Below are 21,056 nucleotides of genomic sequence, written 5' to 3'. Positions count from 1 at the left end.
GAAGGGTTGGGGGAAGCAGAAAACGCGCATGACGAGTTCGGATAGCCCCCGCCAAGCGCGACAACCACGCGAAAAAACGCGGGGAAGGGCAGGGCGGGGAAGCCCCGCGCCAGCGAAAAAAGAGTGAACATAACAAGAACTAGCGTGCCGCCTTGCCCGCCAACAGCGTTTCAACCTCGGCCAGAATCTGCCCCAGCGCCTTCGCATGCGAACGGCTGCGGGCACGGTCGGCTTGCATCAACAGCGCGCCGCGATCCTGACGGGCAGCGATCAGCGCGGCCAGTGACTCTGCCGACAAATCCCGCTGCTGCACCACCACCGCTGCGCCGGCATCCACCAGCGCCTGCGCATTTGCCGTCTGATGATCATCAACCGCAAACGGGAACGGCACAAACAGCGCTGCCAGCCCGGCAGAGGCCACCTCGGCAACCGTGAGTGCACCCGAACGGGCAATCACCCAATCCGCCGCACCATACGCCGCCGCCATATCCACAATAAACGGCACCACCTCGGCCTCGACACCCGCAGCCGCATACGCCGCGCGCGCCTCATCCAGCCAGCGCTCGCCGACCTGATGCGTGACAGCGGGGCGGGATTCCGCCGGCAACAACGAAAGCGCCTGCGGCAGCAGCGCATTCAGTGCCTTTGCCCCCTGCGAACCGCCCAGCACCAGCAAACGAACCGGCCCGCGATGCCCTAAAAAACGCTGCGCAGGTGCAGGCATCGCGGCAATTTCGGGGCGCACCGGATTACCCGTAACCACAAACTGCCCCTCGGCCAGCCCCATCCCTGCTGCCGCGCGATCATCGGCGAGCAGCACCCGGTCGGCAACCTTCGCCAGACGGCGGTTAGTCAAACCCGCTACTGCATTCTGCTCATGCACCACCAGCGGCACCCGCCGCCAGTGCGCGACCAGACCGCCGGGGCCGGAAGCAAACCCGCCCATACCGATGACCACATCAGGACGCAGGCGACGCAACACCGCGTTTGCCCGCCAAAACGCGCGAGCGAGCATAAACGGTGCCTGCAACCAGCCGAGCAGACCCTTGCCGCGCAGTCCGCGCACCGCGATGTCATGCAAAACAAAACCCGCTGCAGGCACCTTCTGCCCCTCAAACCCCTTGGCATTGCCGAGCCAATGCACCTCAGCGCCCAAATCACGGGCGGCACTGGCCACAGCGAGGGCGGGAAACACGTGCCCGCCGGTCCCACCGGCCATCATCAACACCCGCTTGCCCTGCCAGCGGGCGGGATCGAGCTTGTCCATAACATTCAAATCACTTGCAGCAATAGGCATGAAAACTCTCGAAAATGTGTGAGTGAAAGTGCAATAGGATAGAGGAAAACGACGCCACCGGTATCGCCTGATAGCGGACAAACCAATAAATCTCACAGTTGCCGCGTCTGAATCATCCGCCAAGCGAGATAAATGCGGGGTTCGCCGCCAAGCGAGATAAATACGGGGTTCGCCGCCAAGCGAGACAAGCACGGGGTTCGTTGCCAAGCCAGATAAATACGGGGTTCGTCGCCAAGCGAGAGAAACACTGGGCTGACTGCCAAGCGAGACAAATACTGGCTTCGCCGCCAAGCAGAATAAAACGCTTACAGCCAAATGGTGGTCAATCAGTGGTGAAACGAATGGGAAAATCGGTAGGCATCACATAATCCTGCTGCGCGGCATCATAGTGAAAAAGATAGGGTTGCCGCTGGAATGCCTGTACTGGTGTGATGACAAAGGCGCCATTATCCCGCCGGTCGGTGATTTTCCGGCCACGATAGCCGTCAACCGTCACTTGCAGCGGATAAAAACCAGCCTCCGGCGGCAAATCACGACGCACTGACAACACCCCGCGCAAGGCGGCACTTTCCGCCAGTTCTCGCGCAGCCCCCGCTTCATCCTGCCAATCGTTATCGCAAAAATCCGTGACTGCCGGGTCGCAAAAATCGTCGTGGATATTGAACGCTATGGGAATCGCAGTGTGGCGGATGTTCCCGTCATCTTCATACAAAATCCGTGCAGAACTGTCCGTTTCCCCACCCGTTCTAAAACCACTTTTGCTCATGACAGCCCATAAACCGGGTCCGATTTCCAGCCACTGAATGCTACGGGTTGCCTGCCCCCAACCCCAGCCACCCATAGCATCTGTCTCTTTACGAGTTAATAGCCGCCAGTCCCTGCCATTAACGGAATCAAACACAAACAGGCTGTCCAGACCTGACATCGCGTGTGCGTGATTCAGGTTCTCGCCGGAAAAAAAGAGGTAGCGCCGCCTGCCTTGTGCAGTATCAACCATCTTCTCGCCAATAAAATCCATGCAATAACCTGCGATGATTTCTTCTTTATCGTCCCGTTCTTTATCATTCCTGAAATGACATTGTCTGATGGCCTCTTCAGCATTCCTGCCTTTATTAAAGGCCTCCAGTGCTTTTTGATTGTCCGGATAATGCGTCTCCAATAACTGCTGCACAAGCGTATCCGGTTTATTCCCCTGTGCGGATACCAGCTGTGCCGTGCTCAATACAGAGACTGTCAAAAGGGTGCGGGTGAATTTCATTGAGAATTTTTGCCTGATTTTGATGAAGGTGTGGAAAAATTGTACATTTGCCGACAGAAAGCAGTTAATCAGTATCCGGCTCGGAAATGACGCCACCAAGCGGCGTGGCTAGCGGGCTTTGTTGTTGCGCCTTTTGCTTTTGAGACGTTGCAGGCAACGTCTCTACGTTTTCCTTTCTGCCGTAGCGCTGCCGTGCCACTTCAAAAGACGTCAAGTGTTGTGGCTACTGGCTCGTCAAGCGGCGTCATTGCGGGCCCTGTAGGCGGTCCGTGAATTGTCTATGAAAAAGCCCGCTGCTGCGGGCGGGGTGAAGGTTAGCTGTTCTGGTAGCGTTTGCTTTCGCGCGTGGCCAGCCAGAGGATGAACTTATCCATAAGGAAGGTCGGTAGCAGGCGTTTGGCGCCCGCCATCAGCCAGGTGAGGGCGGTGATGTAGTAGCGCGCTTTCGGGCGTGGTGATTCAATTGCGTGGATGAGTTTGGCGACCACGGCTTCCGGCGGCAGGGTGAAAGGGATCGGTTTGTCGCTTTGCAGGCGGTTTTGCATGGCGAGGTAGCGCTCTTTGTGCGGGCTATTTTCGATGTCGATCCACTGTTTGAATTGCTGGAAGGAGTTGCCGCGAAAGGCCGTTTTGATCGGGCCGGCTTCAAGCAGGCTGACGTAAATCCCCGTGCCGGCGAGTTCGAGGCGCAGTACGTCGCTCCAGCCTTCGAGCGCGTGTTTGGTGGTGCAGTAGGCGCCGCGAAAGCGCATGGCCGAGAGTCCCATCACCGAGCCGGTATTGACGATGCGGCCATGTCCCTGCGCGCGCATGACGGGCAACACGGCCATGGTGAGTTCATGCCAGCCGAGCAGGCCGGTATCAATTTGGTAGGCGAGCGCGACACGACTCAGGTCTTCGAGGGCGGCGGGGATGGCAAAGGCACCGTTATTGAAAAGGGCATCGAGGGTGCCGCCGGTCTGTTTTAGCACCCAGTCCAGCGCCATGCGGATGCTGTCGGTTTCGTTCAAATCGAGCTGCACCGCGTTCAGGCCTTCCTGTTTCAGGCGTTCGACAGCGGCGGCATCGCGTGCGCTGGCGAAGACTTGCCAGCCGCGTTTGTGCAGCATGTGCGCCGCCGTATAGCCGATGCCGCTAGAACAGCCGGTGATAAGGATGCTTTTGGGTTTGTTCTCTGCCATGGGGGTTTCCGGTGGGTGGGTGGCGTTGTAGTCGTCCCAAATAGAACGGATACGGTGTTGGCGAGCCCGCCGTACCAGTTTGTACTGTCTTCGGCTCGCCGCCTGGTCTCAGTCCTGTTTGAAACGCCTACATGGTAAGGGAAAGCGCGGGGCGGTGCTATTGGTGCGATCCGCCAGGCGCTGCTGTGGCGCGTTCTTCACCCGCCCCAGCCCTGGGTGTGCTGGGTGACCAGATCGGCAAGCAGGGCAATGTGGGCGGGATCATCGTTCAGAGCCGGGATGTAATCGTAGTGTTTGCCGCCGTGTTGCAGGAAAAGGTCGCGGTTGGTCATCGCCATTTCTTCCAGGGTTTCGAGGCAGTCGGCGGTAAAGCCGGGGCAGATGACGCTCACACTGTCGCAGCCTGCCTCAGCGAGTGCGCGGATGGTCTCGTCGGCGTAGGGTTGCAGCCAGGGTTCTTTGCCGAAGCGGGATTGATAGACGAGCTGGTAGCGTTCGGCGGGCAAGTTGAGGGCTTGGACGACAGCGGCTGTGGTCGCTTCGCAATGTTGCCGGTAGGGGTCTCCTTCGCGGACGTAGCGTTCCGGCACACCGTGGAAGGAGAAGAGCAGTTTTTCCGCCTGGCCGTGGGCGAGGAAGTGGCGGCGGATGCTGGCGGCCAGGGCGTCGATGTAAGCGGGGTGTCGGTGCCAGTCGCGCACGAAACGCAGTTCGGGGATGCCGCGTCGTTTGGTGAGTGCTTGTGCGACGCCGTCGAAGACGCTGGCGGTGGTGGCGTCGCTGTATTGCGGGTACATCGGGATGACGAGCAGTTTGTCGATGTTGGCGGAAGCGAGGCGTTGCAGGGCATCGCCGATGCTGGGGCGGCCGTAGCGCATGGCGTATTCGACGGCAATGTGCTGCCCGCGTGCGGCAAGGGCATGGCGCAGGGCGACAGTCTGCCGCGCACTGATGGTAATCAGCGGTGCGCCATCTTCCTGCCAGATTTGCCGGTAGGCATGGGCGCTGCGCTGGGGGCGGGTATTGAGGACGATGCCGTGCAGGATGGGCAGCCATTTCCAGCGCGGCAGGTCAACGACGCGCGGGTCGGAGAGAAATTCGCTGAGGTAGGGGCGTAGAGCCTGACGGGTTGGAGCATCGGGCGAGCCGAGGTTGATAAGGAGGACGGCGGCAGTTGGTGAGGTCATAAAGGATCGGTGTGAGGGGAAATGGTGCGTAGTTGTCTCGCTTGGCGGCGGACGGTAAAAAAAGGGCTGCGCGGCGCGCAGCCCTGTGGTCGTTGCGTCCGGCTTAGAGTTCAAGATTTCTCAGATACTCGCGGAAGCCTTCGCCCAGTTCAGGGTGGCGCAGGCCGAGTTCGACGTTGGCTTCGAGATAGCCGAGTTTGTCGCCGCAGTCGTAGCGTTTGCCTTCGAAGCGGTAGGCAAGCACGGTGCGTTCTTTGATCAGCGCGCTGATGGCATCCGTGAGCTGGATTTCACCGCCTGCGCCTTTCGGCGTGTTTTGCAGGAGCTGCATGATGTAGCCCGGCAGGATGTAGCGGCCGATAACAGCGAGGGTGGAAGGCGCTTCTGCTGCTTCGGGTTTTTCGACGATGGCGTCCACGGTGACGATTTGTTCAGACAGTGCCGCGCCTTCGGTGATGATGCCGTAGCGTTTGGTGTCTTCGCGTGGCACGTCCATCACACCCAGTACGCCCTGCTGGTGTTTTTCAAAGACTTCCACCATTTGTCTCATCACGGGTTTGCCTTCGTTCATGACGAGGTCATCGGCAAGCAGGATGGCGAAGGGGCGGTCACGCACGATGGGCTGGGCGCAGAGCACGGCGTGGCCGAGGCCCATTGCCATTTCCTGACGGATGTAGGTGACGCTCATGTCGCGCGGCTTGATGCGGCGCACGAGTTGCAGGAATTCTTTTTTGCCGCGCTGTTCGAGTTCGTTTTCGAGTTCGTAGGCGATGTCGTAGTGTTCGGTGATCGCCCATTTGTTGCGGCCGGTAACGAAGATCATGTTACGGATGCCCGCTTCGTAGGCCTCTTCGACGGCGTACTGGATCAGTGGTTTATCCACGACGGGCAGCATTTCTTTCGGGGTGGCCTTGGTCGCAGGCAGGAAGCGGGTACCGAATCCGGCAACGGGGAAGACGGCGAGTCTGACGGGTTCACTCATTGTTTTATACCTCTTGTTACAGGGATGTGAGGACATCCAGCGCGGCGGCGAGGGTCGCGGCCGGGTGGATACTCAGGCCGCGCATTGTAGCAGAGGCGCGCGGGCGGTTAGCTTCGGGCAGGATGACCTGTTTGAAGCCGTGCTGCTGCGCCGCCTTGATGCGCGCTTCGCCGTTGGCGACGGGACGCAGTTCGCCGGACAACCCCACCTCGCCCATCAGCACCAGTTCGCGCGGCAGGGCGCGTTCGCGCAGGCTGGACCAGACCGCCGCCAGCACCGCCAGATCTGCTGCGGTCTCGCTGATTTTCAGACCGCCGACGACATTCACGTACACATCCATATCGTGCAGGGCAACGCCGCCGTGGCGGTGCAGCACCGCAAGCAGCATGGCGAGACGGCCACCGTCCAGCCCCAGGGTGACGCGGCGCGGATAGCCACCCCCGCCGCCGTCCACCAGCGCCTGCACCTCAACGAGCAGCGCGCGCGTCCCTTCCCACACCGGCACCACCGCGCTGCCCGGCTGCTGCCCGTCCGGCCGCGAGAGGAAAATCGCCGACGGATTGGCGACCGGCTTCAGGCCGCCTTCCAGCATGGCGAACATCCCCAGCTCGTTCACCGGCCCGAAGCGGTTTTTCACCGCGCGCAGCATGCGGAAGCGGCTGCCCGCCTCGCTTTCGAAATACAGCACCGTGTCCACCATATGTTCCAGCACACGCGGCCCGGCAATCGAGCCCTCTTTTGTCACATGGCCAATCAGGAACACCGTCGTGCCGGTGCTCTTGGCAAAACGCACCAACTGTGCCGTGCATTCGCGCAACTGGCTCACCGCCCCCGGCGCGGCAGATAGTGCCTCGCTGTACAGCGTCTGAATCGAATCGACCACCAGCACCTCCGGCTTCTCCGCCAGCGCCGTTGCCAGAATCTTCTCCACCTGCGTTTCGCTGAACAACAAAATCCGCTCGCGCGCCAGACCGAGCCGCTCGGCGCGCAGCCCGATTTGCCGGGGCGATTCCTCGCCGCTCACATACAGACAGCGGCGCGTGGCAGCGATGTGATGCACTGTCTGCAACAACAACGTTGATTTACCAATGCCTGGATCGCCGCCAATCAGCACCACGCCGCCGCTGACCAGGCCGCCGCCGAGAACACGGTCAAACTCGCTGATGCCGCTGGGCAGGAGCGCTTCCTCAACCAGTTCCACCGCATCCAGCCGTTGCACCTTGCCGGCGGCAACGCCCGCATAACCGCCGCCTTTGTTGCCGCGCGACGGCGTCGCCTGCACCGCTTCCTCATCCAGCGCATTCCAGGCGCCACAATCGCGGCACTGCCCCTGCCACTTCGGATAGACCGCGCCGCACTCGCGGCAGACGAACTGCGACTTCGCTTTAGCCATTTTTCACCACCGTGTGCACACGCGGCGACAACATCGTTGTTAACGTATAAGGAATCGTCCCTGCCTGCGCGGCAACTACTTCCACCGGATGCACGTCGCCAAACACCAGCACCGGGCTGCCGACGGGAAGCGCCTCGCGCCCCAGCCAGACCAGCGCCATATCCATCGCCACCCGCCCGACCAGTGGGAACGTCGCCGCACCAATGCGCACCCGCACTGCGCCGCTCGCAATCGCGCGCGGAAAACCATCGCCATAACCCAGCGCAATCGTCGCCAAATAACCATCCTCAGCGGCGACAAAACCGCAGCCATACCCTGCGCCCTCGCCGCGCGCAAGAAAATGCGTCGCCAGCACCGCCGAATGCAGACCGAGCACCGGACGCAGCCCCAAATCCGCCGCTGTGCGGTCAGCAAACGGTGACATCCCGTACAGCGCCAAACCGGGCCGCACCCAATCCGCGCGCGCCTGCGGCAGGGCAAACAGCGCCGCCGAATTGGCCGCCGTGCGCAACCAGCCGGGCGGCAACGGCAACGCATCAAACGCGCACCACTGCGCCTCGGCGTGGGACAAATCCGCTTCATCGGCGCAGGCAAAGTGTGTGGCAAGCCCACGGCAGGGCAGACCCTGCAACGCCGCCACCGCTTGCGGCACCTCGCTTGGCGCAAATCCCAAGCGGTGCATCCCGCTATCGACCTTCAGCCAGCAGGCGGGTTTGGCTACCGCGTGGCGATACCAGGCCAGCTGCCGCCCGTCATGCAGCCACGGCTCAAACCCCTCGGCGGCACACACATCCAGCTCATCGGCGGCAAACACCCCTTCCAGCAGCAGCACCGGCTGCGTCAGCCCCAGCGCGCGCAATGCCAATGCCTCCTCCATGCAGGCGACGGCAAAACACGGCATCTCGCGCAACACCGGCAACAGCGCCGCCACCCCGTGCCCATAAGCATCGGCCTTGACCACCGCGACCACCTGCGCCGCCCCCGCCTGCGTGGCCAGCACCCGCACGTTGTGCCGCAACGCCGCCAAATCCACGGATTTCCACAAAGGACGCATCACACACCTCATAACAAATAGTAAAGACGGGCGGATTATACGCCGCTGCCCAAGCGCAAAAACCGGCGGTAACTTCCCGAAAAACAGCGTCACCATGCCCGCCGCGTCTCATTTTTACCACTGCCCCGCCAATTGAAAACACGGCGGGCACCGTTATAAACTGCGCCCAACTCACCATCCGGAAGCGTCATGTTCCTTTTATTGTCCAACGACGACGGCTATCTTGCTCCGGGATTGCGCCGCCTGGCCGATGCCCTGCACCATGAAGTGAATCGCCTCGCCGTTATCGCCCCTGACCGCGATTGCAGCGGGGCCAGCCATTCTCTTACCCTAAAACGCCCGCTCAGTATCACCGAACACGGCGCCAACATCTGGAGCGTGGACGGCACCCCCTCCGACTGTGTCCACCTCGCCCTGACCGGCTACCTCGACATCCGTCCCGACATGGTCATCTCCGGCATCAACCACGGCGCCAACATGGGCGAAGACGTGCTCTATTCCGGTACCGTCGCCGCCGCCTTCGAAGGGCACAACCTCGGTCTGCCCGCTATCGCCGTCTCCATCGCGGCGCGCAACCCAGCCCACCTCGACAGTGCCGTGAAAATCACCACCGATCTCTACCGCCATATGAGTGAAAGTCCCTTGCCACGCAACCTCTTTCTCAACATCAACATCCCCGACCTGCCCTATAAGGACATCAAAGGCATCCGCGCTACCGTTCTCGGCGCGCGCCATCCCGCAGGACCCTTGCAACAGATTAAAAATCCGCGCGACAAAATCCTCTACTGGATCGGTTCGGCGGGTAATTTCGCCGGTGGTGGCGACAACACCGATTTCCACGCAGTCGAGGCTGGCTACGTTTCCGTCACCCCGCTGCAATTTGATCTCACCGCGCACGATCAGCTGCACGATCTTGGCACTTGGCTGGAGGATGCCCGATGAAACGCCTCACCACCCTTACCCTGTTTGCCCTGCTTCTCAGCGCCTGCGGCACCCATTACCGTCACGGCCCGACCGCCGCCGAATTGCACGGACAGCGCGGCGCGTTGCGTCCCGGCGCCGACTACATCGTCCGCCCCGGCGATACCCTCTTTGGCATTTCTTGGCGCTACGGCCTTGATATGCAGGAATTCGCCCGCTGGAACGGCATCAGCGATCCCAACCGCATCCTCGTTGGCCAGCGTCTGCATACCCAGCCGCCGCGTGGTGTCATGCGCACCCCAGTCTATACCCCGCAAATCTCTAGTGCCGGGCAGCCCGGTTGGAGTTGGCCGACCCAGGGGCGCGTCGTGCGTGAATACGATCCTGCTACCCCAGGCGGGCAGGGCCTGAAAATTACCGGTAGCCGGGGGCAGGCCATCCGTGCTGCCCGCGATGGCGAAGTCGCTTACGTCGGCTCCGGCCTCTCCGGTTTTGGCCGCATGATCATCCTGCGTCACGAAGACAAAGTCCTTTCCGCTTACGGCTATCTTGCCGATGTTCAGGTTAGTGAGAAACAACGCGTACAGCGCGGCCAGCAAATCGCCACCATGGGCATCAGCCCGCAGAACATCCCCGCCCTGCACTTCGAGACCCGCAAACAGGGCCAATCCGTCAACCCTTACGCCTACATCGGCACCACCCCCCGCTATTGAGAAACCGCATGGATTACCGCTACCGCGTCGAAAACGACACCGAAACCTATCGCGGCTTCTTCCGTGTGCGTCGCTACACCGTCGCTTACGAACGCTATCGCGGTGGCATGGGCGAGCCAGTCGAACGTGAATGCCTGGGTCGGGCGGGCAGCGCCGTCGTTGCTGCCCTGCCTTACGACCCCGAACGCGGCGAACTCATCTTCGTTGAACAATTCCGAATCGGCGCGATGGTGGCAGGCGTCAATCCGTGGCAGCGCGAAATCGTTGCCGGCTTCATGGACGAAAAAGACACTACCCCCGAAGCCGCCATTCAGCGCGAGCTCGAAGAAGAAATCGGCACCCGCGCCCGCCGCCTCGAATACGTTGCCGGCTACTTCGGCAGCCCCGGCGGCAGCGCTGGGCAGGTTCACCTCTACCTCGCCGAAATCGACAGCAGCCAAACCGTCGCTTACAGCGGTATTGCCGCTGAAGGCGAAGACATCGCCGTGCACCGTCTCAGTTACCGCGAAGCCCTGGACTGGCTCGCCGCCGGCAAACTCGACAACGCAAACACCCTTATCGCCATGCAGGCTTTCCTGCTGCGCCATCCGCATCTCGCGGCACAACAACATTCACAGGCAACCCTATGATCCACACCACCACCTTCCGCCGCCTCATCCTGAGCACCATCCTTGCCCTTGCTGTTCCCATTACCGACGCTGCTCCGGCCAAACCCGCCGCCAACAAAGCTGTTGCGACCGCCAAGGCAGGTAAAACGAGCAAACCCGCTGCAAAAAATACAAATAAAGCCGTCAGCAAACCAACCACCAGCGGTAAAAGTACCGCCAAAAACAGTAAAACCGCCCCGGCGGCCAAGCCCGCTGCCAATGGCAAAAACAGCAAAGCTGCCGCTGTCGGCAAAACCGCCAAGCCCGCCGCAAATGGCAAAGCCGCCGCACCGGCCAAAACCGTGCAGACACCCTGTGGCAAAGCACAAAGTGCTGTCTTCCAGGCTGCCGCTGAAGGCCGTCTTGATGCCTTAAAACAACACAAAAACAACAAATGCGACCTGAAAAAAACCGACCCGCGCGGCTTCACGCTTTACGACATCGCCACATTAAACGGTCGCAAGAACATCACTGACTGGCTCGTCGCTAACAAAATCGCACAGAAAAACCAATACAGCAGCGCGCTCGTTAAACTCGTGCAAACCGGCCTACGCTACCTCGGCCATGACGCCGGTGCGGCGAACGGCAAACAGACCGCTGCCACCGCTAAAGCGATCAAAGCCTTCCAAAGAGCAAACCACCTGAGTCAAAGCGGCAAAATCGATGCCGCCTGGCTACCCGCCTTCAACAAAGAACTTGGCAAAAAGACGCAAAACACCCTGAAAAACCTCGGCTACAAAACCGGCAAAAACACCGGCATCAGCACCGCCATCCAGGCCTTCCGCCAAGAGCGCAAAATGGCCAAAAGCGGCAGCTATCTCGATGACCAGCTCATCTACCAGCTCATGCTGGCCGAAAACGAAGCGGGCAAAAAAACCGACAAACGCAAAGGCGCCGATCGTCGTGCACGTCTTGCCGCGCAAAACGCAGCGCAACAACAGGAAGAAGCGCAACGCAGCGCGGAAAACCAGCGTAAGGCCGCCGAAGCCCGCGCCCGCGCCGAAGCCGCCGCCAGAGAAGCCGCTGAAGAAGAACGCCGCATCGCCGAACAAGAACGCATCGAAGACGAACAACGCGCTGCCCGTAACGCCGCCGAACTTGCCGCCGCCCGTCAGCAAACCGAAGCGGCAACCCGCGAGGCCCAACAACTGCGCGCTCAGGCACAAAACATCAGTAACGCCAACCCCGGCGAAGTCGAACAGCGCCGCCTCAACGAAGAACGCGCCGCCCGCCGCGCCGCTGCGGCGGCTCAAGCCGAACGCGCCCGCCAGCAAGCCGAAGCGGCGCGCCGCGCTGAAGAACAGGCGCGGCAACAGGCACAGACTGCTGCACGCAGCGCCGCTCAAGCCCGCGTCGAAGCCCAAAACGCCCTGCGTACCGCCAGCGATCCCATCCTCGCGCAAAGCGCCGGCAGACCCGCCGCCAAACCGCGCGGCAACAAAGGCTTCACCCGTGCCAACGGCATTCTCAGCCTCGGCACGAGCGGCGGCGTCCTCAGCAGTTGCAGCGTCGGCGGACGCAGCATTGATATCGGCTGGTGCCAGCAGTACTACCCGGATGGTGATGGGCGGCAATGCAGTGCCGTCATCAGCAACAGCGGAATCGTTGTCTCGCTCACCTGTAAATAACGGCCAGCTTCCTCGCAAAGGAGCATAAATGACAGAAAAACCCAAGGCTTCATTCTCCGGCCTCCCTGTGCTGATTGCGGCAGTGCTTTTCCTCGGTTTTTATTTCATTGCGTCCATTGATGCAAAAAATGAAGCGAGCATCATCCTCGGATTCCCGCTGCTGGCTCTGGTGATTTTTGTTATGAGCGGCTGCTATAAGCTAGAACCGAATCAGGCGGCGGTGCTGAGCTTCTTTGGCAAATACAGCGGTACGGTGCGCGATACTGGTCTTCGCTGGAACAACCCGCTGTATCAAAAGAAGAAAATTTCGCTGCGTGTGCGCAATTTCGAGAGCGGTCGCTTGAAGGTAAACGAGCTGGACGGTTCGCCGATTGAAATCGCCGCCGTCATCGTCTGGCAGGTCGAGGGCGCTGCTGAGGCGGTGTACAACGTGGACGATTACGAGAGTTTTGTGCATATCCAGTCCGAAGCGGCGCTGCGTGCAATGGCGACCAGCTATCCCTACGACCAGCACGAAGAGGGGCAACTCTCGTTGCGCAGTCACGCCGCCGAAATCTCGGCGCATCTACAAAGCGAATTGACTGACCGCCTTGCCGATGCGGGCGTCGCTGTGCTTGATGCGCGCATCAGCCACCTCGCCTACGCGCCGGAAATCGCCCAGGCGATGCTGCAACGGCAGCAGGCCAATGCGGTCATCGCTGCGCGCAGCCGCATCGTTAAGGGCGCCGTCAGCATGGTGGAAGCGGCGTTGGCGCAGTTGCAGGCGCATGGCACGGTCAAACTTGACGACGCGCAAAAAGCGGCAATCGTCGGCAATCTATTGGTGGTGCTGTGCTCGGAACGCGGCAGCCAGCCGACGATTAACGCGGGGTCGTAAGCGATCAGACAGCGACACACACCTTACTTACCCAAGCCCTGCTTTATGCAGGGTTTTTTTATAGTTAAACATCTAAAAAATCGTAACGGCGTTGCGTCGCCTTGCCGTACTACCTGTACTGTCTGCGGCGACGCGCCTTGTTACGCTTTTTTATCTATTCAACTATATTGCCGCAACATGACCAAAACCCTTGAGCCATACGTGTGCGCTTCCTCACAGAAGCGTACGGGAGGTTTGCCCTGCTTCTCCCACTTTCTTGCACCATTTCGACAAAAGCTGCCAAAAACGGCAGGCAGATGAAAAAATTTTTACTGCTTTTTAAGGTGCTTGTTATTTTTACCCCCTGAATTTATTGTTGAAATTCATGAACGCTTTATAATGTGGGAAAAAGTGCAACGAATAGCGCAGGATCGCTCACACACATGTTTCGCGGGATTTATCACATTACGCTTGATACCAAGGGTCGGTTATCCGTTCCGGCCAAAGTGCGGGCGCAATTTGAAGCGGAAAGTGCGGATGGACTGATTCTGACCGCCGAGCTGGAAGGGCAGCTTTTGCTTTACACCCTGCCGGAGTGGGAAAAGGTGGAAGAAAAGCTGGTCAAACTGCCGAGCTTCGACCCGCAAATCCGCCGCTTGAAGCGGCTGTATATGGGCAACGCCGCCGAATGCGAACTGGATTCTACCGGGCGCGTCCTGATTCCGCCACCGCTGCGGCAGCGTGCTGGTCTCGACAAAAAGGTGGTGCTGAGCGGCATGGGTAACAAGTTCGAACTGTGGGCGCAAGAGGCGTGGGACGCGATCAATGCGCAAGATGCCGATGAATTGCGCGCCGATGGCCTGGATCTCACGGGCGCATTGGAGACGCTGGCGCTATGAACGGTGTGCATACCACGGTATTGCTGCAAGAAGCGGTGGATGCGCTCGCTATCCGGCCAGCGGGGTGTTATCTCGACGGCACCTTCGGACGCGGCGGGCACAGTCGTGCCATTCTCGACCGGCTTGGTACCGACGGCCATTTGTTCGCCCTCGATCGCGATCCGCAGGCGGCTGCTACCGCCGCTGCTTGGAACGACGCCCGTTTTTCTTTCGCCCGCTGTCCTTTTTCGCAGATGGCGACGGCTTTTGCCGAGGTTGGCGCGGGCAGTCTGGATGGCGTATTGCTTGATCTCGGTGTGTCCTCCCCACAACTTGATCAGGCGGAACGCGGTTTTTCTTTTAACAAGGAAGGCCCGCTCGATATGCGCATGGACAATGAAAGCGGTATGACCGCCGCTGACTGGCTGGCCGCAACCGATGAAGCGACGCTTGCCCGCGTGATCCGCGACTGGGGCGGCGAGCCGCATACGGTGGCGCGCCGCATCGCCCGCGCCGTGATGGCTGCCCGTCCGCGCCTGCATTCGACACTGGATCTTGCTGCGGTGGTTGCTGACGCTGTGCCGCGCAAGTTGCACCGTGCCGGTTTTCATCCGGCGACACAGACCTTTCAGGCAATCCGCATCGCGGTTAATGACGAGGTCGGCGAGATTGAGCGCGGCTTGCGTGCCGCAACGGATTTATTGGCGAGTGGCGGAGTGCTGACCGTGATTACTTTTCACGGTCTGGAAGACGCGCTCGTTAAACGTTTTATCCGCGCCTGCGAGGGCGCGCCTTTGCCGGCGGAAATCCCGTCGGCGCATGACCGGGTGAACCCTTTGCTGCGACTGGTACCGCCCGTGATCAAGCCGTCCGCCGGGGAAGTGGCGGATAATCCCAGAAGTCGCAGTGCAAGACTGAGAAAGGCAGTAAAGATATGAAAATCATGATGTTAATTCTGACGGCGCTGCTTGGCGGTGTGTGTTTCAGCGGGGTGCAGGCGGCGAAATTCGCGCATGAGCAAAGCGACCTCGTCAACGAAGTGCAATCGCTGAAAAAGACGCGCGACCAGATTAACGCCGAATGGACGCAACTGCTCCTGGAGCAAAAAATGCTGGTGGATGACAGCGTTATTGACCACGCAGTGCGTAACGGACTGGATATGCACATGCCGCAAGCGACGCAAGTCGTCTATCTGGACTGAGCCAGTGGCGCGTTCCGCTTCCCGCTACGGAGCCACGACCCGGCGTAACGTGGTCATTGCCGCGCTGGTCTTGATGACGGCGCTGCTCATCGGCCAGCTTATCCGCCTGCAAGTAACCACCGCGCGTGAACTCACCGCGCGCGGCTATGACCGCAGTCTGCGCATCCAGACCGAAGATGCGCTGCGTGGCATGATCCTCGACCGCGAAGGCGAGCCGCTGGCCATCTCGACCCCGGTCAGCACCCTGATCGCCGACCCGACCCGCCTGTGGGCGACGCTGAATGGCGACTTTGACCGCCTGCGCGAGGCTTGCCTCAGCGATAAAAAATACAGCGAAGACTGTTCCTGGGTGAACGGCCCCGACGAAGACGAAACCCGCCTGCGCTATCACTACGAAATCCTGCGTCCGCTGGCCGGTCTTCTGGATGAAGATCTCGCCCGTTTTTACGAAGAGCTCATCAAGCGCAGCGACAGCCAGTTCATGTACCTTGGGCGGCAGATTCCGCCCAATCTTGGCAAAGAAGCGCTGGACTTGAAAATCCCCGGTCTGCGCAGCGAAAACGGCTACAAACGCTTCTATCCCTCCGGCGAAATTATGGGGCAAATCATCGGCTACACCGATGTGGAAGACAAAGGCCAGGAAGGGCTGGAAAAACTCTACGAAAATACCCTCGCCGGCCGTCCCGGCAAGGTCAAAGTCCTGCAAGACCGGGCCGGACGCGCCTTGCGCGTGGTGGAAGAAGTCGCGCCCGCCGCTAGCGGGGCACAACTGCAACTCTCCATCGACAAGCGCATCCAGTTCATCACCCATCAGGTGTTGCAGGACACCATGAACCAGTACCGCGCCGCTTCTGTGACTGCCGTCGTCATCGACATCAAGAGCGGCGAAATTCTTTCAATGGTGTCGCTGCCGGCGGGCAACCCGAACGTATCCGCCGAGCGACGCGCTGAACTGCTGAAAAACCGTGCCGTCACCGACACCTTTGAGCCCGGCTCAACCATGAAACCGCTGGCCGTTGCCGCTGCTATCGAACTTGGTGCCATCTCGCCCAACACGCGCTTCAAAAAGAGCATGACCTACCAGATGGGCAAAAACACCGTGCGCGACACGCATAACTACGGCACACAGGACACTGTCGGCATCATCCGCAAATCCTCAAACGTCGGCATGGCGATGATCAGCGAGCGCACCCCGCGCAAAAAATACCGCGCCTTCATGCACGAACTCGGTTTCGGTCAGGCCAGCGGCATCAACTTCCCCGGCGAACAGCGCGGCCACTTCCCGCGCACCGAAAAACTGGGCAACTTTGAATACGCCACCATCTTCTACGGCTACGGCGTCAGCACCAGTGCCCTGCAACTGGCCCATGCCTACGCCACCATTGCCAACGACGGTGTCGCCATGCCGCTGTCGCTGCTGAAAGTCCACACCCCGCCGGAAGGCAAGCGGGTGATGTCAGCAAAAACCGCCAGTAGTGTGCGCAAAATGCTCGAAGCCGTAGTCGGCGACGGCGGCACCGGACGCCGCGCCAACACCGACACCTACACCGTGGCGGGCAAGACCGGCACCTCGCACAAAGTCCGCGCCAGCGGCGGTTACGCTGAAAAAAACTATCGCGGCATCTTCGCCGGGTACGCTCCGGCACACGAACCGCGCATCGCTATGGTCGTCGTCGTGGACGATCCCAAAGGCAGCGACTACTATGGCGGCCTCGTCGCCGCGCCGCCTTTTGCGAAAATCGCCGAAGCCTCGCTGAAAATGCTCAACGTCCTGCCGGATAAAATCACCAAGACCGGCGACATTGCGCTGGTCAACGATAACGGCGAACCCTTTGAAGACAACGACACAGTCGGAGCCCCCGATGTCCCAGCCAAAGAAATCACTCAGTAGCCTCCTCGCTCCTTACCTCACCCTTGACCCCGCCGCCGAACGAATGATCGGCGCCATCACTACCGACAACCGCCAGCTTGATGCCGATACCCTGTGGCTTGCCGCACGCGGCGTCAGCCATCACGCCCTCGACTACTACCACGGCGAACCCGCCGCCGCCATCGTTTACGAACCGCCTTATCCGGCGCCACCGGCAGGCGCCCTGCCTTGCCCTGATCTTGGCGCGCACCTCGGCGACATCGCCGCCCATTACTACGACCATCCCGCGCGCGCCATGACCGTCATCGGCGTTACCGGCACCGACGGCAAAAGCTCGCTGGTTCACTTTCTCGCCCAGGCGACGGGCGGTGCCATGCTGGGCACCATCGGCTACGGCCCGCTGGACGCACTCGAAGTCGCCAGCCACACCACCCCTGACCCGCTACGCATCCAGCAACACCTCGCTGCCTGGCGCGAACGCGGCATCAAGACCGTCGCGATGGAAGTTTCCTCACACGCCCTCGCCCAGCACCGCGTCGCCGGAGTGGATTTTGCCATTGGCGTCTTCACCAACCTCAGCCGCGACCACCTCGACTACCACCGCGACCTCGAAGACTACTTCCAGGCCAAAGCCCGCCTGTTTGCGCGCCCGCTGCCGTGTGCCGTCATCAACATCGACGACGCCCATGGCCGCCGCCTGCTTGACGACAACCTTGTCCACCCCGCGACGCGCATCATCGCTGTCAGCAGCGCAGGCAACCACCACCCGCGCGCCGCTGCGACCGTCAGCGCCGGGAATATCTCGCTGGACGCCGACGGCATCCATTTCACCCTGCAATACGAAGACGCCAAGCGAGATAACCACGCGGTTTCCAGCCATAGCGCCCCCGTTACTTCGCACCTGTTGGCAAGATTCAACGTTGATAACCTCTTGAATACCGCCGCCTGCCTGCTCGCCCTTGACACCCCGTTTACCGATATTCCCGCCATCCTCGCTACCCTGCACGGCGTTCCTGGCCGCGCCGAACGCATCCGCCTGCCTAACGGCGCTGCCGCCATCGTCGATTACGCCCACACCCCGGCAGCACTGGTCAACATCCTGCAAGGCATCCGTCCGCACGTTCCCGGCAAACTGTGGTGCATCTTTGGCTGCGGCGGCGACCGCGACCACGGCAAACGCCCGCTGATGGCGCAAGCGGCAGAACACTACGCCGATGCCACCGTCATCACCGACGATAACCCGCGCACAGAAAACCCCGCCGACATCATCGCCGATGCCCTGCGCGGTACGGGTAAGCGGGAAAACATCTGGGTCAAGCGACCGCGAGAAGAAGCCATCCGCTGGGTGCTGCCGCAGTTGCAGGCGGGTGACGCCGTCGTCATCGCCGGTAAAGGCCACGAGGACTACCAGATTATCGGCACGACCAAACACCACTACTCAGACCAGGAAACCGTCCGCACATGGCTTACCAGTCCCTAAACGCCCCGCTTGACGCTGCCCGCATCGCCGCCCTCTGCGACGGCGAACACCACGGCGCCGATTTCCGCGCCCTCAACATCAGCACCGACAGCCGCAAGCTGCCGCCGGGCGCGCTCTTTGTTGCCCTCAAAGGCAAAAACTTCGACGGTGCGGACTATCTGGAAGCCGCCAAAGCGCGCGGTGCCGTTGCCGCTATCGTCGAAGCACGACGCGACATCGACCTGCCGCAAATCGTCGTCAAAGACAGCCTCGCAGCGCTCACCGCCCTGGCTCGTGACCGCCGCGAACGTAGCCGTGCCACCTTCATTGCCATCACCGGCACCAATGGCAAAACCACCAGCAAAGAAATCCTGCAACGCCTCCTGCAACAACAAGGACAAACCCTGGCCACCCAGGGCAACCTCAATAACGACATCGGCGTGCCGCTTACCCTGCTACGCCTGACCGACGAAGACCGCTACGCCGTCATTGAAATCGGCGCGAACCACCCTGGCGAAATCGCCCCGCTCACCGCCCTTGTTCGCCCCGACATTGCCGTCATCACCAACACCTCAGCGGCGCACCTCGCCGGCTTCGGCTCGCTGGAAGGCGTCATCACCGCAAAAAGCGAAATTTACGCAGCAAGCAGCGGCGCGCTGGTGATCAACCTCAACGCCCCGGCGGGCAGACGCTGGCGCGACGAATACCAGCACCGCCCGCAAAAAAAATTCGCGCTGGACCCGCTGAAAGGTGCTGACCTCTACGCCAGCGACATCAGCGACGATGGCCGCCGCTTCACCCTGCACATTGACGACGCTGCCTATCCCGTCGCCTGGCAGCTCGTTGGCCGCCACAACATCGCCAATGCCTTGGCCGCTGCCGCTGCCGCCACCCTTGCCGGCATCAGCGGCGCACAAATACAGGCCGCGCTGAACGGCCTCGTCCTGCACCAATCGCGCCTCACCGCCTACCGCGTTGGCCCGCATACCATCTATGACGACACCTACAACGCCAACCCCGCCTCCTTCAAAGCGGGCATAGATGTCATCGCCAGCGCGCCGCACAGCCTCGTCATCGCCGGAGCCATGGGTGAACTGGGTGAACGCGCCGCCGCCATGCACCGCGAAGTCGCCGCTTATGCTGCCGAAAAAGCCATCGGCGCCTTCTGGGCGGTCGGCGACGGCCTCGCCCGCGAATACCCCGCCACCTACCTCGCCGCCAAACAAAGCGATGGCGACTGGGCTGATGACGACACCCTGAGCGACGACCAGACCACCCGCCACTACCTCGACACCGCTGCCGCAGGCGCTGCCCTCAAACAACTGCTCGCCGACCCGGCGACACCGCCGACTACCGTCCTCGTCAAAGGCTCGCGCGCAGCGAAAATGGAAGGCGTCCTCGACACCGCCGCCATCGACAGAACCCACCCCCAGGACTAAACGACCATGCTCTACGCCCTCGCCGAATGGCTCAGCGGCTACATCACCCCGCTCAACGCCTTTACCTACCTCACCTCGCGCATCATCCTCGGTGCCCTCACCGCCCTGTTTCTCTCGCTTGGCTGCGGCGGCCCGATGATACGGCTCCTCAAACGCCTGCAAATGGGGCAGTACGTCCGCGACGACGGCCCGCAAACCCACCTGAAAAAAGCCGGTACGCCCACCATGGGTGGCGCGCTCATCATCCTCAGCGTCTGCATCGCCATGCTGCTCTGGGCGGACCTGCGCATCAAATACACCTGGATCGCCCTTTTCGTCATGCTCGGCTTCGGCGCCGTCGGCTGGATCGACGACTACCGCAAACTCATCCTCAAAGACCCGCAAGGCCTGCGCGCCAAACACAAATACGCCCTGCTCTCGCTCGTCTCCTTCCTCACCGCCGTCTGGCTCTACCTGAGCGCTGCCAGCCCGGTAGAAACCACCCTCATTGTCCCCTTCCTCAAAGACCTCAGCTGGAACATGGGCTGGATCTTCATCCCCTTCGTTTACTTCGTCCTCACCGGCGCGAGCAACGCCGTCAACCTCACCGACGGCCTCGACGGCCTCGCCATCATGCCTGTCGTCCTCGTCGCTGGCGGCCTTGCTGTCTTCGCCTACATCTCTGGTAACCCCTACTTCGCCAACTACCTGCACCAGCCCGCCATTCCCGGCGCAGGCGAAATGGCCGTCTTCGCCGCCGCCATCGCCGGCGCGGGACTCGGCTTCCTCTGGTACAACGCCCACCCCGCCCTCGTCTTCATGGGCGACGTCGGTGCCCTCGCCCTCGGTGCGGCACTCGCCACTATCGCCGTTGCCATCCGCCAGGAACTCGTCTTCGCCCTAATGGGCGGCATCTTTGTCGCCGAAGCCCTTTCGGTGATGATCCAGGTCATCTCCTACAAAACACGTGGCAAACGCGTCTTCCGCATGGCCCCCCTGCATCACCACTTCGAACTTTCGGGCTGGCCCGAATCGCGCGTGACCATCCGCTTCTGGATCATCACCGTCGTCCTCGTCCTCATCGGCCTGTCCGCCCTCAAACTACGCTAACCG

General features: G+C 61.1%; 19 protein-coding genes. 12 read left to right on the top strand and 7 right to left on the bottom strand.

Annotated features, from left to right (window positions below):
• Nucleotides 1-139: 139 nt before the first annotated feature.
• The 7 genes from murG to alr all read right to left on the bottom strand — a co-directional run bounded on the left by murG (nucleotide 140) and on the right by alr (nucleotide 8,352).
• The gene (gene murG, locus LG374_RS02335; RefSeq protein ID WP_225756204.1) at nucleotides 140-1,267 is read right to left on the bottom strand and encodes an undecaprenyldiphospho-muramoylpentapeptide beta-N-acetylglucosaminyltransferase; all 1,128 of its coding nucleotides are present in this window, start codon (nucleotides 1,265-1,267) and stop codon (nucleotides 140-142) included.
• A 352-nt stretch (nucleotides 1,268-1,619) separates the two neighbouring features.
• Complete coding sequence (locus LG374_RS02330; RefSeq protein ID WP_225756203.1) at nucleotides 1,620-2,555, bottom strand: hypothetical protein; 936 nt, start codon at nucleotides 2,553-2,555, stop codon at nucleotides 1,620-1,622.
• Nucleotides 2,556-2,869: 314 nt separating this feature from the next.
• Entirely contained in the window at nucleotides 2,870-3,736 is an 867-nt protein-coding gene (locus tag LG374_RS02325) for an SDR family NAD(P)-dependent oxidoreductase (RefSeq protein WP_225756202.1), read from the bottom strand.
• Nucleotides 3,737-3,933: 197 nt separating this feature from the next.
• Nucleotides 3,934-4,923, bottom strand: coding sequence for a ferrochelatase (hemH, locus tag LG374_RS02320; RefSeq protein ID WP_225756201.1), 990 nt, complete (start codon nucleotides 4,921-4,923; stop codon nucleotides 3,934-3,936).
• A gap of 103 nt (nucleotides 4,924-5,026) precedes the next feature.
• Nucleotides 5,027-5,905 carry a UTP--glucose-1-phosphate uridylyltransferase GalU gene (gene galU / locus LG374_RS02315; protein ID WP_225756200.1) on the bottom strand — a complete coding sequence of 293 codons (879 nt, stop codon included), beginning with the start codon at nucleotides 5,903-5,905 and terminating at the stop codon, nucleotides 5,027-5,029.
• Nucleotides 5,906-5,921: 16 nt separating this feature from the next.
• On the bottom strand, nucleotides 5,922-7,298 hold the full coding sequence (radA, locus tag LG374_RS02310; protein WP_225756199.1) for a DNA repair protein RadA: 1,377 nt from the start codon (nucleotides 7,296-7,298) through the stop codon (nucleotides 5,922-5,924).
• Nucleotides 7,291-8,352, bottom strand: coding sequence for an alanine racemase (gene alr, locus LG374_RS02305; protein ID WP_225756198.1), 1,062 nt, complete (start codon nucleotides 8,350-8,352; stop codon nucleotides 7,291-7,293). The genes radA and alr overlap by 8 nt, the downstream gene beginning before the upstream one ends.
• Before the next feature lie 189 nt (nucleotides 8,353-8,541).
• On the opposite strand from alr, the gene surE reads away from it, so the two are divergent.
• From surE to mraY, 12 genes are all read left to right on the top strand, one after another.
• Nucleotides 8,542-9,294 (top strand): 5'/3'-nucleotidase SurE, encoded by a 753-nt coding sequence (gene surE, locus LG374_RS02300; protein WP_225756197.1) that lies wholly within the window; start codon nucleotides 8,542-8,544, stop codon nucleotides 9,292-9,294.
• Nucleotides 9,291-9,986: a peptidoglycan DD-metalloendopeptidase family protein gene (locus LG374_RS02295; RefSeq protein ID WP_225756196.1), complete on the top strand. Its 696-nt coding sequence runs from the start codon at nucleotides 9,291-9,293 to the stop codon at nucleotides 9,984-9,986. Before surE ends, LG374_RS02295 begins: the two co-directional genes overlap by 4 nt.
• 8 nt (nucleotides 9,987-9,994) lie before the next feature.
• On the top strand, nucleotides 9,995-10,615 hold the full coding sequence (locus LG374_RS02290) for an NUDIX domain-containing protein (RefSeq protein WP_225756195.1): 621 nt from the start codon (nucleotides 9,995-9,997) through the stop codon (nucleotides 10,613-10,615).
• Complete coding sequence (locus LG374_RS02285) at nucleotides 10,612-12,261, top strand: ankyrin repeat domain-containing protein (protein ID WP_225756194.1); 1,650 nt, start codon at nucleotides 10,612-10,614, stop codon at nucleotides 12,259-12,261. The genes LG374_RS02290 and LG374_RS02285 overlap by 4 nt, the downstream gene beginning before the upstream one ends.
• Before the next feature lie 28 nt (nucleotides 12,262-12,289).
• Nucleotides 12,290-13,138: an SPFH domain-containing protein gene (locus LG374_RS02280; RefSeq protein ID WP_225756193.1), complete on the top strand. Its 849-nt coding sequence runs from the start codon at nucleotides 12,290-12,292 to the stop codon at nucleotides 13,136-13,138.
• A 422-nt stretch (nucleotides 13,139-13,560) separates the two neighbouring features.
• Entirely contained in the window at nucleotides 13,561-14,016 is a 456-nt protein-coding gene (gene mraZ, locus LG374_RS02275) for a division/cell wall cluster transcriptional repressor MraZ (protein ID WP_225756192.1), read from the top strand.
• Nucleotides 14,013-14,933, top strand: a complete 921-nt coding sequence (rsmH, locus tag LG374_RS02270; protein WP_225756191.1) for a 16S rRNA (cytosine(1402)-N(4))-methyltransferase RsmH — start codon at nucleotides 14,013-14,015, stop codon at nucleotides 14,931-14,933. The genes mraZ and rsmH overlap by 4 nt, the downstream gene beginning before the upstream one ends.
• A 5-nt stretch (nucleotides 14,934-14,938) precedes the next feature.
• Complete coding sequence (locus LG374_RS02265) at nucleotides 14,939-15,196, top strand: cell division protein FtsL (protein ID WP_225756190.1); 258 nt, start codon at nucleotides 14,939-14,941, stop codon at nucleotides 15,194-15,196.
• Between the two features lie 4 nt (nucleotides 15,197-15,200).
• Nucleotides 15,201-17,087, top strand: a complete 1,887-nt coding sequence (locus tag LG374_RS02260; protein WP_225756189.1) for a penicillin-binding protein 2 — start codon at nucleotides 15,201-15,203, stop codon at nucleotides 17,085-17,087.
• Nucleotides 17,059-18,546, top strand: coding sequence for a UDP-N-acetylmuramoyl-L-alanyl-D-glutamate--2,6-diaminopimelate ligase (locus LG374_RS02255; RefSeq protein WP_225756188.1), 1,488 nt, complete (start codon nucleotides 17,059-17,061; stop codon nucleotides 18,544-18,546). The genes LG374_RS02260 and LG374_RS02255 overlap by 29 nt, the downstream gene beginning before the upstream one ends.
• The gene (gene murF, locus LG374_RS02250) at nucleotides 18,528-19,964 is read left to right on the top strand and encodes a UDP-N-acetylmuramoyl-tripeptide--D-alanyl-D-alanine ligase (RefSeq protein WP_225756187.1); all 1,437 of its coding nucleotides are present in this window, start codon (nucleotides 18,528-18,530) and stop codon (nucleotides 19,962-19,964) included. The genes LG374_RS02255 and murF overlap by 19 nt, the downstream gene beginning before the upstream one ends.
• Before the next feature lie 6 nt (nucleotides 19,965-19,970).
• On the top strand, nucleotides 19,971-21,053 hold the full coding sequence (gene mraY / locus LG374_RS02245) for a phospho-N-acetylmuramoyl-pentapeptide-transferase (RefSeq protein ID WP_225756186.1): 1,083 nt from the start codon (nucleotides 19,971-19,973) through the stop codon (nucleotides 21,051-21,053).
• Nucleotides 21,054-21,056: the final 3 nt, after the last annotated feature.

Source organism: Cardiobacterium sp. Marseille-Q4385, assembly GCF_916618745.1.
GTDB lineage: Bacteria > Pseudomonadota > Gammaproteobacteria > Cardiobacteriales > Cardiobacteriaceae > Cardiobacterium.
Note: the sequence above shows the minus strand (reverse complement) of the source record. Positions and strands in the feature narration are given on the sequence as shown.

Excerpts from the sequence above, each read along its gene's own strand:
- murG (WP_225756204.1), bottom strand. The coding sequence starts at position 1,267 with ATGGACAAGCTCGATCCCGCCCGCTGGCAGGGCAAGCGGGTGTTGATG.
- LG374_RS02330 (WP_225756203.1), bottom strand. The coding sequence starts at position 2,555 with ATGAAATTCACCCGCACCCTTTTGACAGTCTCTGTATTGAGCACGGCA.
- LG374_RS02325 (WP_225756202.1), bottom strand. The coding sequence starts at position 3,736 with ATGGCAGAGAACAAACCCAAAAGCATCCTTATCACCGGCTGTTCTAGC.
- hemH (WP_225756201.1), bottom strand. The coding sequence starts at position 4,923 with ATGACCTCACCAACTGCCGCCGTCCTCCTTATCAACCTCGGCTCGCCC.
- galU (WP_225756200.1), bottom strand. The coding sequence starts at position 5,905 with ATGAGTGAACCCGTCAGACTCGCCGTCTTCCCCGTTGCCGGATTCGGT.
- radA (WP_225756199.1), bottom strand. The coding sequence starts at position 7,298 with ATGGCTAAAGCGAAGTCGCAGTTCGTCTGCCGCGAGTGCGGCGCGGTC.
- alr (WP_225756198.1), bottom strand. The coding sequence starts at position 8,352 with ATGCGTCCTTTGTGGAAATCCGTGGATTTGGCGGCGTTGCGGCACAAC.
- surE (WP_225756197.1), top strand. The coding sequence starts at position 8,542 with ATGTTCCTTTTATTGTCCAACGACGACGGCTATCTTGCTCCGGGATTG.
- LG374_RS02295 (WP_225756196.1), top strand. The coding sequence starts at position 9,291 with ATGAAACGCCTCACCACCCTTACCCTGTTTGCCCTGCTTCTCAGCGCC.
- LG374_RS02290 (WP_225756195.1), top strand. The coding sequence starts at position 9,995 with ATGGATTACCGCTACCGCGTCGAAAACGACACCGAAACCTATCGCGGC.
- LG374_RS02285 (WP_225756194.1), top strand. The coding sequence starts at position 10,612 with ATGATCCACACCACCACCTTCCGCCGCCTCATCCTGAGCACCATCCTT.
- LG374_RS02280 (WP_225756193.1), top strand. The coding sequence starts at position 12,290 with ATGACAGAAAAACCCAAGGCTTCATTCTCCGGCCTCCCTGTGCTGATT.
- mraZ (WP_225756192.1), top strand. The coding sequence starts at position 13,561 with ATGTTTCGCGGGATTTATCACATTACGCTTGATACCAAGGGTCGGTTA.
- rsmH (WP_225756191.1), top strand. The coding sequence starts at position 14,013 with ATGAACGGTGTGCATACCACGGTATTGCTGCAAGAAGCGGTGGATGCG.
- LG374_RS02265 (WP_225756190.1), top strand. The coding sequence starts at position 14,939 with ATGATGTTAATTCTGACGGCGCTGCTTGGCGGTGTGTGTTTCAGCGGG.
- LG374_RS02255 (WP_225756188.1), top strand. The coding sequence starts at position 17,059 with ATGTCCCAGCCAAAGAAATCACTCAGTAGCCTCCTCGCTCCTTACCTC.
- murF (WP_225756187.1), top strand. The coding sequence starts at position 18,528 with ATGGCTTACCAGTCCCTAAACGCCCCGCTTGACGCTGCCCGCATCGCC.
- mraY (WP_225756186.1), top strand. The coding sequence starts at position 19,971 with ATGCTCTACGCCCTCGCCGAATGGCTCAGCGGCTACATCACCCCGCTC.